Genomic DNA, 14,462 nt, shown 5'->3' on the forward strand with positions numbered 1-14,462 from the left:
TTTGCAGATTTAAAAATGATTCGTACCTTTGCACCGCTTTCAACGGAAAGCACTTCTGATAAAGGAGTTTTGGAGAGGTGGCAGAGTGGTCGATTGCGGCGGTCTTGAAAACCGTTGTACTGCGAGGTACCCGGGGTTCGAATCCCTGTCTCTCCGCTTTTAATCAATAAAAAAATCCCTGTAAAGTTATACTTTGCAGGGATTTTTTATTTTGTGTATGTGTATCAAAAATGGAAGATTCTCTGTATCTTTGCCGGCATGGCACAAAAAGGTGAGTTACATATAAGAAATAAACACAATGGTCAATACGATTTTCCGTTGTTGATAGAAAATTATCCTCCACTTAAGAAATTCGTATCACTTAATCCTCTGGGTGTACAAACTATAAACTTTTTTAATCCGCAAGCAGTAAAAGCTTTAAATAAAGCATTGTTAATCAGTTATTATGGCATTCGGTACTGGGATATACCGAAACAATACTTGTGTCCACCCATTCCCGGAAGAGCGGATTATATTCATTATATTGCCGATCTTATTCAGCCGGATAGGGTAGTGAAAGATTTGCAGGCAGAGGACGAGGATGTGAACGAACAGAAATCGAAATGCAGATGTCTGGATGTTGGGGTAGGCGCAAATTGTATTTATCCGATTATAGGGCACACAGAATATGGATGGACATTTGTGGGCAGTGATATTGATCCGGTTTCGATTGAGAATGCACGGAAGATAGTGACTTGTAACCCGGTATTGGCACATAAGATTGACTTGCGGCTTCAGAAAGACAGTCAGAAGATTTTTGAGGGAATTATCATGCCTGACGAATATTTTGATGTTACGATATGTAATCCTCCGTTTCATAGCTCTAGGAAGGAAGCGGAAGATGGGACCTTGCGTAAATTAAGTAGTCTGAAAGGTGTGAAGGTGAAAAAAGTACAATTAAATTTTGGCGGGAGTGCGAATGAACTTTGGTGTGAGGGTGGAGAAATCCGTTTTATACTGAATATGATTTCCGAGAGTCAGAAATATCAGAAGAACTGTGGATGGTTCACCAGCTTGGTTTCAAAGGAAAAGAATCTCGAAAAGCTATGTGCTAAATTGAAGTCTGTGAATGTATCGGAGTATAAGATTATCAGAATGCAGCAAGGAACTAAAAGCAGCAGAATACTAGCCTGGAGATTTTCTAATAATTCATAACAATCAGTGTATTGACTGGTGAGTGTCCCGACCGGGATGGAATAGTAGTGTATTATACTCATCGCTGTCCGTTTACTGAATTCCATGTTCGCGGTTCTTTGGGTCAATGCAGCCAAGAGTAAAGATCTCCCATTAAAAATAATAAAATTAGAAACTATGGAACAGGCACAAAATGCGCCTACCCCAGCCACTATCTTTACTCTTTTTTATAATGGGAAGTTTGTTACGACCGATTTAAGTGTATGTATTGAAGGGCGGTTGGGAAAAGCTTTAAGCTTGTGATTTTATGAGAGAAATATTGATCAGGAATTAGAGATTGAATAATAAGGATGACTGTGTCTCGATAGTGAATAATAAAGACACAATCTGTGTCTTTACTCTTTTTACGATAGCTAATGTTTCTTATTTTAATTTTGCAAAATTAAAATGCGCCTTGCACTTTTTATAGAAAATACATACCTTTGGGTGCTAAATGATTAAACACGATAAGGAATTTATGCGTTTTTGGGTATGTATTTTTGTGCTTTTATTTGTACACAATCAATTTTCGAGGGCTGATAAAATAATAAATAATGATTCTCTATATACTGAAAAATATATCAGAAATATTTATATTTCCGATCCTAAACGTGCTTTAGAGTTATTAGACGAGGCAGAAAGCAAAAAGGCATTCTCTTTACGGCTGATTTACGAATTACGTAGTTTGTCATACCGTAATATGTATATGAATAAACTGGCTTTTATGTATGCCCGAAAGTCATATCTGCTTGACTCCATATCTCAAAGGGAACCGAAGCATATGTTGAAGATGACGGTTTTTATGGCCGAACTTTCATCTGTGATGAGTAAATATAATGAGAGTATGAGATATGCTCTTAATGGGATTACGCAGGCGCAGAAACTAAAAGATCGGGAAGCCGAAGCCAGGTTGCTTTTTTGTATAGGAGAGAATAATTGGAGGTTGTCATTAAAGGATGAGGCATACAAATATTTTGACCGTACTATTGAATTGTTGCGCGGTTCAAAGGATATGCGGGAGATGATGTTGCTTTCTTATTATTATGGGGCCGAAATGGGATTTCTAATGACTGACTCTCGTATCAAGGAAGCTTTGAGTCTTGCTTATGAACGTGAGAAACTTCTTAAAAAATTAGAGAAATTACCCCAAATTCCTGAAGGGTACGTGGATGGTCAATATAGTTACTTATATGCAAAATTGGCCTATATCTCCTGTCTTGAAAAGAAATATGTTCAGGCGGAACAATATTACCAGCAATATCAGGCATTGAAAGAATCTCAAACTCCGGACGGTAAAATGTATTCGATACCTTATTTAACCCTTTCCGGACAATATGAGAAAGTAATTGATAATTGCAGAGACTTCAAAGAATTGTTAAGGACACAACAAGATACCTTGAATGCTCAATATCTTACTATTCTAAATAAAGAAGTACAAGCTTATCTGGGTATGCATCGTTATAAAGAAGCGGCAGCGATACGCGAAACTATTATTGCGATAACAGATAGTATCAATAATAGAGACAAGGAAAATGCAGCATTGGAATTGAATGCGATGTACGGAGCTTCTGAAAAGGAGGAATATATTGCCGAACAAGCCTCTCAATTAAAGATAAGAAATATCTCACTCTGCTTTTTGATATGTATAATTGTACTTATCTTGTTTATACTGTGGCGTTTGTGGCGTTTCAACCATATTGTCGAGTATAAAAATAGGATGCTTGCCAAACTTATAAATGAAAAATTTGCCAACAGAAAAGACGGTAATCAGTTGTCGGAAGCGGATGAGCAATTGGCTATCTCATCGGATTTGGAGCCGGAACTGATTTCATCTGAAGAGCAGGAAGAACTTTTGGATGAAACAAATAAAGAAAGTGGGGAGGAAGAAGAGAATAAAAAGATATTTCAGGAGCTGAATGATATCGTTATTCAGAAACAGTTATATCTTTCTTCAGAATTGTCGAGAGAAGATCTGGCACAAATCGTACATCTAAATAACGCACGTTTTGCGAGGATGATAAGAGAATGTACCGGAACCAATTTCAATGGATATATCAATGAATTGCGCATTAATTATGCCATTGAACTGATGAAAAAGTATCCCAACTATACAATACGTGCCATAGCGGATGAGGCCGGATTTAATAGCACCCCGATTTTATACAGCCTTTTTAAGAAAAAGACGGGAATGACTCCTTACGAATTTAAAAAAGCACAGGATTCGTTACGAAATTGAATGGATTTCGCTAAACAATTTTCGCATTTTCCGGTTTATCTATTTATAATTAACTATAAATAGAAATGATACAGGTTAGGATAAAGCGGGTTTACGAAGATTTTTCAGAAACAGATGGTTACCGGGTACTGGTAGATAAACTATGGCCACGCGGCATGAAGAAAGAATGGCTGAAGTACGATTACTGGGCAAAAGATATTACACCGTCTTCCACATTACGGGGATGGTTTCATGAAGATATTCCCGGACATTGGGAAGATTTTGTCGTACAGTATCAGAAAGAACTCGATGCTTCTCCCGCAATGGCTGATTTTCTGACTCTTATCAAACCGCATCCGGTGATAACACTACTTTACGCTTCCAAAGAACCGGTGTATAATCATGCCCGTATCCTTCGCGATTATCTGGAAATGCGTCTGAAAGAGTGAAATTAAAGTAATTTTTATCTGTTTACGCTTTCTGTCGTTCACTCAATTTCCTACCTTTGTAATCTAAATCAAAATCGTGTAATCATGAAGTATAAATTATTGGTTCTTGATGTAGACGGAACACTCCTCAATGATGCGAAAGAAATTAGTAAACGTACATTGGCTGCCCTGTTGAAGGTTCAGCAAATGGGAGTACGTATTGTGCTGGCATCCGGCAGACCGACTTATGGCCTGATGCCGCTGGCCAAGATGCTCGAACTTGGAAACTATGGAGGTTTTATCCTTTCCTATAATGGCTGTCAGATTATCAATGCACAAAACGGGGAAATTCTGTTTGAACGTCGGATTAATCCCGAAATGTTGCCGTATCTGGAAAAGAAAGCCCGTAAAAACGGTTTTGCCTTATTCACTTATCATGATGATACGATCATAACGGATTCTCCTGAAAATGAACATATCCAAAATGAAGCCCGGTTGAATAACCTGCAAATAATCAAAGAAGAAGAATTTTCTGCTGCCATTGATTTTGCGCCTTGTAAGTGTATGCTGGTCAGCGATGATGAAGAAGCACTGCTTGGTCTGGAAGATCACTGGAAGAGAAGACTGAATGGAGCGTTGGACGTATTTCGTTCGGAGCCTTATTTTCTGGAAGTAGTTCCCTGCGCCATTGATAAAGCCAATTCTCTGGGTGCTTTGCTGGAGGTGCTGGATATGAAGCGCGAGGAAGTGATTGCTGTGGGCGACGGTGTGTGTGACGTAACAATGATTCAATTGGCCGGGCTGGGCGTAGCTATGGGACATTCACAAGACTCGGTGAAAGCCTGTGCCGATTATGTGACCGCTTCGAATGAGGAAGACGGAGTGGCCGTTGCAGTGGAGAAGGCTATCATAGCCGAAGTGCGTGCAGCCGAAATTCCCCTTGACCAACTGAATGCGCAGGCACGCCACGCATTGATGGGAAACTTGGGAATTCAATATACTTATGCCGACGAAGACCGTGTGGAAGCAACGATGCCGGTAGACCATCGTACCCGTCAGCCTTTTGGCATTTTGCATGGTGGAGCTACTCTTGCATTGGCGGAAACAGTTGCCGGACTTGGTTCAATGATTCTTTGCCAGCCGGACGAGATTGTAGTAGGAATGCAGGTCAGCGGAAACCATATATCTTCTGCACATGAAGGGGATACAGTGCGTGCAGTAGGAACCGTTGTACATAAAGGACGTTCCTCCCACGTATGGAATGTAGACGTGTTTACTTCAACAAACAAACTGGTGTCTTCCATACGGGTAGTGAACAGCGTGATGAAAAAGAGATGACCGACGAAGAAATAAGTAACTTGACAACTATTGATGCATTTATTCAGCGTAAACAGCCGTTTGCTGTTTACCGTATTCCCGGAGAGAAAGTTCCCCGTCTGTTGACGCAGGCGGAAGGAACGGTCCGCTTGATATACGATCTGAAAGAACTGAACGGACAGAGAGGATTTGTAATTGCTCCGTTTCAGGTGAGTGAGTCATGTCCGGTTGTATTGATTCAACCCGATCAGTGGGGACAGCCTTTACCGATGGATGATGATACGGAGGAAGACCGGGAGGTAGCGTTGTGCCTGCAAGGACAAGAATCATTTCTGACTTCTTCCACGGAGGAATATGCGGCATGCTTTCATACCTTTATAAATGCGTTACGTGACAGGACTTTTGATAAACTAGTGCTTTCCCGTCATCTTACAGTTGATAAAGTAGCTGATTTCTCTCCTTCGTCCATTTTTCGGGCGGCTTGTAAACGTTATATTCATTCGTATATATACTTATGTTATACTCCGCAGACAGGTATCTGGCTGGGAAGCACTCCCGAAATCATTTTATCGGGTGAGAAGGACGAATGGCATACGGTTGCGCTAGCCGGAACGCAGCCTTTACAAGATGGCAGACTACCGCAAGTGTGGGATGAAAAGAACCGGAAAGAACAGGATTATGTCACTTCTTATATCCGCCGTCAGCTTCTTTCACTGGATATCCATTCTACGGAGAACGGACCATTTCCTGCTTATGCCGGTGCTTTGTCACATTTAAAAACCGATTTCCGGTTCGCTTTGAAAGATAATAAAGGTTTGGGAGATCTTCTGAAAGTTTTGCATCCGACACCTGCCGTATGCGGCTTGCCGAAGGAAGAAGCCTATCAGTTTATTTTGCGGAACGAAGGTTACGACCGACGCTATTACTCCGGCTTTATCGGATGGCTTGATCCGGAAGGACGAACAGACTTGTATGTAAACCTGCGCTGTATGCATATCGAAGATAAACAACTCACTCTTTATGCCGGCGGTGGATTATTGGCCTCTTCGGAATTGAATGACGAATGGCTGGAAACGGAGAAGAAGTTGCAAACTATCAAACGGCTGATTGCAGTGCCTCCTTTAAAATCATAAACTACTAATAATTATCATCATGTATACAGACAAGAAGAACATACTTCAGTTGGTTGCGTTACTCGAGGCGCATGGGATTACTAAGGTTGTGTTGTGTCCGGGTAGTCGTAACACGCCCCTAGTGCATACTTTGTCTAATCATCCGAATTTTACCTGCTATCCGGTGACTGATGAACGGAGTGCCGGCTATTTTGCCATCGGTCTTGCGTTGAATGGTGGTAAGCCTGCAGCTGTCTGCTGCACTTCCGGTACTGCATTATTAAACCTTCATCCGGCTGTGGCAGAAGCATTTTATCAAAATGTTCCTCTGGTCATTATTTCTGCAGACCGTCCTGCTGCCTGGATCGGGCAGATGGATGGACAGACTGTACCACAACCGGGCGTATTTCAGACGTTGGTCAAGAAGTCGGTAAACCTTCCGGAGATTCATACGGAAGAAGATGAATGGTATTGCAATCGTCTGGTGAATGAAGCATTGCTGGAGACGAACCATCATGGAAAAGGACCGGTACATATAAATGTCCCTATTTCTGAACCATTGTTCCAGTTTACGGTCGATTCGCTTCCTGAAGTGCGTGTCATTACCCGTTATCAGGGATTGAACGTCTACGATCGTGATTATAACGATTTGGTCGACCGGATGAATAAATACCAGAAGCGTATGATTATCATCGGTCAGATGAATCTTATCTACCTGTTTGAAAAAAGATATATCAAGTTATTATATAAGCATTTTGCCTGGTTGACGGAACATATCGGCAACCAGACAGTTCCCGGTATTCCGGTAAAGAACTTCGATGCGGCGCTTTATGCCATGCCCGCAGAGAAGGTAGATCAGATGGTTCCAGAGTTGCTGATTACTTATGGGGGACATGTCGTTTCCAAACGATTGAAGAAGTTTCTCCGTCAGCATCCGCCTAAAGAACATTGGCACGTATCGCCGGACGGTGAGGTGGTCGATTTGTACGGCTCATTAACTACGGTGATCGAAATGGATCCGTTCGAGTTTTTGGAGAAGATAGCCAGTTTGCTGGACAATCGGACTCCTGAATATCCCCGTGTGTGGGAAAACTATTGCAAGATCATTCCCGAACCGGAGTTTGCTTATTCGGAAATGTCTGCCGTCGGTACGTTATTGAAAGCCTTGCCGGAGTCATGTGCCTTGCATCTGGCAAACAGTTCAGTGGTGCGTTATGCGCAATTATACTCAATTCCTTCTACGATTGAAGTTTGTTGCAATCGGGGAACAAGCGGCATTGAAGGCTCATTGTCTACTGCTGTCGGTTATGCGGCAGCTTCCGACAAACTGAACTTTATAGCTATCGGAGATTTGAGCTTCTTTTATGATATGAATGCGTTGTGGAATGTCAACGTTCGCTCCAATCTGCGTATCCTTCTGTTAAATAATGGAGGAGGAGAGATTTTCCATACCTTGCCGGGATTGGATATGTCGGGTACATCACATAAATTTATTGCGGCAGTCCATAAAACGTCGGCCAAAGGTTGGGCAGAGGAACGTGGATTCCTCTATCTGCAAGCGCAAAATGACGAAGAACTGGCTGAAGCGATGACAACTTTCACTCAACCGGAAGCTATGGAACAGCCTGTGCTCTTAGAGGTGTTTACCAACAAAAACAAGGACGCACGCATGTTGAAAAATTATTATCATCAATTAAAACAAAAATAGATTATGTCAACACAAAGAGAGTGGACAACCATTAGAGAATACGACGATATTCTTTTTGATTATTATAATGGAATTGCCCGTATCACGATTAACCGTGAGCGTTATCGGAATGCGTTTACTCCGACAACTACTGCTGAAATGAGTGACGCATTGCGCATCTGCCGTGAAGAAGCGGATATTGATGTGATTGTGATTACCGGAGCCGGTGATAAGGCATTCTGTTCGGGTGGCGACCAGAATGTGAAAGGACGTGGCGGATATATCGGAAAAGACGGTGTGCCTCGTCTTAGCGTATTGGATGTGCAAAAGCAGATTCGCAGCATCCCGAAACCAGTAATTGCTGCCGTGAACGGTTTTGCCATTGGCGGCGGACATGTACTTCATGTGGTATGTGATTTGTCCATTGCGTCGGAAAATGCCATTTTCGGTCAGACAGGTCCTCGTGTAGGTAGCTTTGATGCCGGATTCGGTGCGTCTTATCTGGCACGTGTAGTGGGGCAGAAGAAAGCACGCGAAATCTGGTTCCTCTGCCGGAAGTATAATGCACAAGAAGCATTGGATATGGGATTAGTGAATAAAGTAGTTCCCTTGGAGCAGTTGGAAGATGAATATGTGCAGTGGGCGGAAGAAATGATGCAGCTCAGTCCGTTGGCTTTACGTATGATTAAGGCCGGATTGAATGCCGAACTCGACGGTCAGGCAGGTATTCAGGAACTGGCAGGTGACGCAACATTGCTCTATTATCTGACAGATGAAGCACAGGAAGGGAAAAATGCGTTTTTGGAGAAACGTAAACCGAACTTCAAACAATATCCGAAATTTCCCTAAAATCGGTTTTACCACAGAGTACCACAGAGTTTGCTTTTTCTGCGCTTAATCCCGATTTTCTGCAAAGCAAGACTGTGAGGAGAGAACGCTAGGAGAACTGCAAGAGATATAACTTACTAAAACTTCATGAGACTCTGCGTTATTCTGTGGTGAATTGAAAAATTATGCACGATGAACTGTAAAATAGAAATTATTCCCCAATTGCTCCATTTCAAGCAGCCTGCCGGAACTTCCCGGGGAACATATACCACGCGTAAAGTCTGGTATCTTCATTTCACCTCTCCTGACTTCCCTGGCAGAGTGGGAATAGGAGAGTGTGCACCTTTGCCCGCTTTAAGTTGTGACGATCTTCCTGATTACGAAGATATATTAGTGAAAGCCTGTCGGAAAGTAGAGAGGGAACAAGGCAGATTGGATATGGATGGCTTGTGTGACTATCCATCAATTTTATTTGGTCTGGAAACAGCCATCCGGCATTTCTTTGCAGGAAACTGGGCTTTAAGTGATACGGCTTTCTCACGTGGAGAAGTTGGAATTCCGATTAACGGTCTTATCTGGATGGGAGATTTTCAGAACATGTTATCCCAGATTGAGAAAAAGATGGAAGCTGGGTTTCGCTGCATCAAGTTAAAGATAGGTGCCATCAATTTTGAAGAAGAACTGACATTACTGCGTCATATTCGTGCGCGTTATTCTTCCAAGGAAATAGAGTTGCGTGTAGATGCAAATGGTGCTTTTTCTCCGGTCGATGCAATGGAAAAACTGAAACGTCTGTCCGAACTTGATTTGCATTCCATCGAACAGCCGATCCGTGCCGGACAATGGGAGGAAATGGCCCGTCTTGCTTCCGAATCTCCGTTACCGATCGCTTTGGATGAAGAATTGATAGGATGCAACACGCTGGAAAAAAGGCAAGAACTGCTTTCAACAGTCCGTCCGCAATATATCGTTATAAAACCTTCCCTTCATGGAGGAATATGCGGAGGAGATGAATGGATTATCGAAGCAGAAAAGCATCATATCGGCTGGTGGATTACTTCCGCACTGGAATCAAACATTGGTTTGAACGCTATTGCACAGTGGTGTGCAACATTCAGCAATCCGTTGCCGCAGGGACTGGGAACAGGGGCGCTCTTTACAGACAACGTGGAAGTGCCTCTTGAAATAAGAAAAGATTGTTTATGGTTTTGTAAATGATGGTATTTAAAGGATAATCCGATGGTATTTGATCGAAAACAACAATGCTTGTTACTGGAAGGAAAAGAATATACTTCTGAAGATATACGCCAATTGATAGCCGGAGGGGCGGAGGTTCATTCTCCTGCTCTATGGGATTTATATCTTTTCCTGAACGAATGGTTTAATGCTTCTCCCGTCATTACTGTCTACACGTCAGGCTCCACAGGTACACCTAAAGAATTGATTGTACGTAAAGATCAGATGATGCAAAGTGCGCGTCTGACTTGTGAGTTTCTGAATTTGAAGGAAGGTCAGTCGGCATTACTATGTATGAATCTTCGTTATATAGGTGCGATGATGGTGGTTGTGCGTTCGTTGGTTGCAGGTTTGAATTTGATTGTACGTCCTGCTTCCGGTCATCCTTTAGCGGATATAAAAGAACCTTTGGGATTTGTGGCAATGGTCCCATTGCAAGTTTATAACACATTGCAGATTCCCGAAGAAAAAGAGCGATTAAAACAAACGGATATTCTGATTATAGGAGGCGGAGCCGTTGATGAGGCTCTAGAGGCGGAGATCAAACATCTTCCGACCGCAGTCTATTCTACTTATGGCATGACTGAAACTTTATCTCATATTGCTCTCCGTCGTCTGAACGGAACATCAGCTTCTGAACATTATTATCCATTTTCTTCAGTAAAATTGTCTTTATCCGCAGAGAATACGTTAATCATTGATGCCCCTTTGGTATGTGACGGAACATTGCAAACCAATGATATTGCACGTATCTATCCCGATGGAAGTTTTATGATTCTAGGCCGGAAAGATAACGTTATCAATAGCGGTGGAATCAAGATTCAAGCAGAGGAAATAGAAAAAGTCCTTCGTCCGTTTATTCCTCTGCCGTTTGTTATCACTTCAGTTCCTGACCATCGTTTGGGGCAGGCAGTGACCTTATTGATAGCGGGGCAATTGGATACAAAAGAGATAGAAGATAAATTGCAGACAATATTAGAACCATATTACCGTCCCAAACATATTTTTATTACAAAATCTATCCCACAGACGAAAAACGGCAAAATAGACCGTGTCGGATGCCGCACTTTGGCAGCATCATACCTTTCCCATTCGCATCAGTTCCCATCCATAGAACTACATGATGATGCAATGTAGTTGGGGTTCCTGGTAAAACTAGTGAACTCGTAAATTTGACGCGCCCCTTAAACGATTTGGAAATTTCATTTCTTATATTCTCATAAATATTAGTCAACCTGTTGAAACATAGTGTAATAGAATATGAGAAATACTTTTAAAGGTTGGCGTTTCTCATGCTTTTTCCCGTGCTTTTTCCCTAAAAACAGGTATTTCTCATACTCATTCTCGTTATTTCTCATAGTAGTTGTATAACAATCTACTGCTATTTTACGCCTGAATCATTAACAGTAAAGTTATTCTTCATTATAGGTAAACTTGTTTTGGGCTAATAGTAAACTTGTTTTTCATCTATTATAAACTGTAATTGCAAGCTTTGATTATAAAAACGAAGCTTGCATTTATAGTTTATGGTTAGTTGAAATCAACTTTATATATAAAGGATAGGAAGTTTGCTATTAGGCAATAGCAACTTTACTATTAATACTTTCCGGACAGACAAGTAATAGTTAATATGTGTTGATAAGGAGTGGCTGTTATGCGCGATAGAATAACAAAAGTAACAATGACAGATAGTCTTTCAGTTCATTGCGCAAAAGTTCCATTGTCTTTTGTTTGTATCGATTGATAGACTTCACGCTAAGATTCATCTCTTCTGCAATTTCTACATGGGTTTTCCCTTCAAAGAAACTTTTTATAAAGACAGTCCGGTATTTTTCGGGTAACTTATTCAATGTCTCATACAACATTCTGTATAATTCATCAAGAGTGTATACGCTATCCGGCTCTGTTTCGTAAATAGGAGCTTTCTTCTGAATATTTTCGGCATAACTCCATTCATATTCCTGATGTTTCAGGAAATTCAGACAGCTATTTTTCACACACATTTTGATATACCCTAATGCTGTGTCCGATTGCAAGTCAAAAGACTCTGTTTCAAGCTTATCCCATAATGAAGTGAATACATCTGAAACGATATCTTCACGTATATCTTTGTCATCAATAAATCTTCTTGCATATAGACAAAATGGGGCATAATATTCCTCATAGAGTTGCTTGAAAGCCCGTTCTTTAGTCTGTTTGGGAAAAGATATTTTCATTATTTTGAGATTCTGTAGTTTTTCATTTTGCTGCAAATATATAACAAGATAATTATCAAAGCCTAATTTTCCTGTTCTTTTTTTGTATTCAACACGGATGGGCTGAAAATAATGCTAGTAGGTTGTCCTTTTGTGTCTGCTACAATTGTATTATCTATAAACAGGATTAAAATATGAAAAATAAGCTTTTTTTGTTGGCTGTGACTTTTTGTTTGCCAGTGTATTCCCAGGAAGTTTCCAAGTCTTTTATTCCTATGGTTCAAATTCCTTCCGGAAGTTTTTATATGGGAAGTGACGGGTTGGGTGAAGATTTTGATGAAGCTCCTATTCATCAGGTAATCGTTTCTCGTTCGTTTCGTATGGGAGTTACTGAAATAACGAATGCACAATATGAATTATTCCGTCCGGAACATCGGGAGTTGCGAGGGAAAAATGGGGTTTCTCGGGAAGATGATGAGGCAGTAGTTAATGTGAGTTATTTTGATGCTGTCGCTTTTTGTGACTGGCTTAGTCAGAAAGAAGGCAAAAGCTATCGATTACCAACTGAAGCGGAATGGGAATACGCCTGCCGAGCAGGTACATATACGGTGTTTTTTGCGGGAGATGGATTGCCGGCTGTTTATCACCGGAATCAAAAAGTAACCCGTGATTTTGATCCGGTATCTTTAAAAGTTGCTCAAACTCCTCCTAATGCATTCGGACTTTATGATATGCATGGTAATGTAGAAGAATGGTGCTTGGATTGGTATGCTCCCTATTCCGGAGAAAAACAAATAGACCCGACAGGACCTTTATCGGGAGAATTCCGTGTGACCAGAGGAGGAAGTCATCACACTCCAGAGAAATATTTGAGAAGTGCCAATCGTATGGCTATGATTCCGGAGGATAAACATTCTCAAACAGGATTTAGAATAGTTGAAACAGATACTCCTTTGAATGTATCTGGTGGTTCAGCTCCGGTTTCGTTAAATCGGGAATCTGTAGAAAATTCTTCTAAAAGATGGAAGAATATATCAGCAAAGATGCCGATATTTATGTCTCCAATACCATTTGTTATACGCCCGGCATGCGATTCCGGCACCCCTTTTTATCTTCATAATCACCAACCTGCGGTCACCTGGTGTGATAATGGGGATTTGTTAGCTATATGGTTTTCAGCAAATGAAGAGAATGGAAGAGGCATGGTAGTACTTGGGTCTCGTCTGCGAAGAGGGCATAATAACTGGGATGAAGCTTCTTTGTTTTTTAAAGTTCCGGATCGAAATATGACGGGAAGTGCATTGTTGAATGATGGTCGGGGTACAATTTATCATGTGAATGGAGTGGAAGCGTCAGGAGACTGGCAGAATTTGGCAATGGTACTACGTGTCAGTACCGATAATGGTGCATCATGGAGTACCCCTCGATTAATAGCACCCGAACATGCGAAACGACACCAGGTAATAGCTGGTACAATTCGTACACGTGAGGGATGGTTGGTTCAGGCATGTGATGCAGGTCCCGGCAGTCATGACGGAGCTGCTATCCATATAAGCAAAGATGAGGGTAAAACATGGTACGATCCTTGGGATGGCGCTCCCTTACCGGATTTCAAAGAGGGAGGAACCGGAAGTACAATTGCGGGTATCCATGCAGGAATTGTACAATTAAAGAATGGGAATTTAATGGCTTTGGGTCGTGGCAATAGTATACGGAATAAAGAAGGAAAACTCCGGATGCCTATGAGTATATCTGATGATATGGGTAAGAACTGGAAATATATGGCTAGTGAGCTTCCGCCTATTGACGGAGGTCAACGTCTTGTTTTGATGAGATTAAATGAAGGACCTTTATTATTGGTTTCTTTTACAGATCATCCGTTACGTACTCCATTAGAAGAGCGGGGACTGGATTTTAAAAATCAGGATGGAACTACTTATAAAGGGTATGGGATGTATGCAGCCTTATCTTATGATGAAGGCAAAACATGGCCTGTAAAAAGATTGCTTACTGATGGCAAAGAACGTTTCTTAAATGGAGGAGCATGGACGGGATATTTCGAGATGGATGAAAAACATGCAGAACCACGAGGCTATCTGGCAGGAACCCAAACCCCTGACAATCTGATTCATATTCTTAGCAGCAGACTGCATTATCGCTTTAATTTAGCATGGCTTGAAAAATAAAATAAAAAAAGAGTGCGTGTGCTGTCCTTTTCCGATTGCTTCAGTT

General features: G+C 41.4%; 11 protein-coding genes, 1 tRNA gene and 1 pseudogene. 12 read left to right on the plus strand and 1 reads right to left on the minus strand.

Annotated features, from left to right (window positions below; all coding sequences use genetic code 11):
• The first annotated feature begins 71 nt into the window (after positions 1-71).
• The 11 genes and pseudogenes from I2I04_RS02075 (at position 72) to I2I04_RS02125 (ending at position 11,172) form a co-directional block, all read left to right on the plus strand.
• A tRNA-Ser gene (locus I2I04_RS02075) sits at positions 72-156 on the plus strand.
• A 102-nt stretch (positions 157-258) separates the two neighbouring features.
• Positions 259-1,194: a 23S rRNA (adenine(1618)-N(6))-methyltransferase RlmF gene (gene rlmF / locus I2I04_RS02080; protein WP_195654170.1), complete on the plus strand. Its 936-nt coding sequence runs from the start codon at positions 259-261 to the stop codon at positions 1,192-1,194.
• 5 nt (positions 1,195-1,199) lie between these two features.
• A pseudogene (locus tag I2I04_RS02085) lies at positions 1,200-1,476 on the plus strand (YoaP domain-containing protein); the annotation flags it as partial.
• 214 nt (positions 1,477-1,690) lie between these two features.
• Positions 1,691-3,448 carry a helix-turn-helix domain-containing protein gene (locus I2I04_RS02090; protein WP_195472488.1) on the plus strand — a complete coding sequence of 586 codons (1,758 nt, stop codon included), beginning with the start codon at positions 1,691-1,693 and terminating at the stop codon, positions 3,446-3,448.
• A gap of 65 nt (positions 3,449-3,513) precedes the next feature.
• Positions 3,514-3,876 (plus strand): DUF488 domain-containing protein, encoded by a 363-nt coding sequence (locus tag I2I04_RS02095; protein ID WP_143257212.1) that lies wholly within the window; start codon positions 3,514-3,516, stop codon positions 3,874-3,876.
• A gap of 84 nt (positions 3,877-3,960) precedes the next feature.
• The gene (locus tag I2I04_RS02100; protein WP_143257213.1) at positions 3,961-5,193 is read left to right on the plus strand and encodes a Cof-type HAD-IIB family hydrolase; all 1,233 of its coding nucleotides are present in this window, start codon (positions 3,961-3,963) and stop codon (positions 5,191-5,193) included.
• Positions 5,190-6,305, plus strand: coding sequence for an isochorismate synthase (locus I2I04_RS02105; RefSeq protein ID WP_195472490.1), 1,116 nt, complete (start codon positions 5,190-5,192; stop codon positions 6,303-6,305). Before I2I04_RS02100 ends, I2I04_RS02105 begins: the two co-directional genes overlap by 4 nt.
• A 19-nt stretch (positions 6,306-6,324) precedes the next feature.
• The gene (gene menD, locus I2I04_RS02110; RefSeq protein ID WP_143257215.1) at positions 6,325-7,992 is read left to right on the plus strand and encodes a 2-succinyl-5-enolpyruvyl-6-hydroxy-3-cyclohexene-1-carboxylic-acid synthase; all 1,668 of its coding nucleotides are present in this window, start codon (positions 6,325-6,327) and stop codon (positions 7,990-7,992) included.
• Between the two features lie 3 nt (positions 7,993-7,995).
• Positions 7,996-8,820: a 1,4-dihydroxy-2-naphthoyl-CoA synthase gene (gene menB / locus I2I04_RS02115; protein ID WP_024986206.1), complete on the plus strand. Its 825-nt coding sequence runs from the start codon at positions 7,996-7,998 to the stop codon at positions 8,818-8,820.
• 171 nt (positions 8,821-8,991) lie between these two features.
• Positions 8,992-10,017, plus strand: coding sequence for an o-succinylbenzoate synthase (locus I2I04_RS02120; protein WP_195654171.1), 1,026 nt, complete (start codon positions 8,992-8,994; stop codon positions 10,015-10,017).
• Between the two features lie 21 nt (positions 10,018-10,038).
• Complete coding sequence (locus I2I04_RS02125) at positions 10,039-11,172, plus strand: AMP-binding protein (protein ID WP_195472435.1); 1,134 nt, start codon at positions 10,039-10,041, stop codon at positions 11,170-11,172.
• A 515-nt stretch (positions 11,173-11,687) separates the two neighbouring features.
• On the opposite strand, the gene I2I04_RS02130 is transcribed toward I2I04_RS02125, so the two are convergent.
• Positions 11,688-12,251 carry an RNA polymerase sigma-70 factor gene (locus I2I04_RS02130; RefSeq protein ID WP_195654172.1) on the minus strand — a complete coding sequence of 188 codons (564 nt, stop codon included), beginning with the start codon at positions 12,249-12,251 and terminating at the stop codon, positions 11,688-11,690.
• Between the two features lie 173 nt (positions 12,252-12,424).
• On the opposite strand from I2I04_RS02130, the gene I2I04_RS02135 reads away from it, so the two are divergent.
• Entirely contained in the window at positions 12,425-14,416 is a 1,992-nt protein-coding gene (locus I2I04_RS02135; RefSeq protein ID WP_195654173.1) for an SUMF1/EgtB/PvdO family nonheme iron enzyme, read from the plus strand.
• Positions 14,417-14,462 lie beyond the last annotated feature (46 nt).

Origin of the sequence: Bacteroides sp. 1001136B_160425_E2 (assembly GCF_015559655.1) — a bacterium.
Taxonomy (GTDB): domain Bacteria; phylum Bacteroidota; class Bacteroidia; order Bacteroidales; family Bacteroidaceae; genus Bacteroides; species Bacteroides luhongzhouii.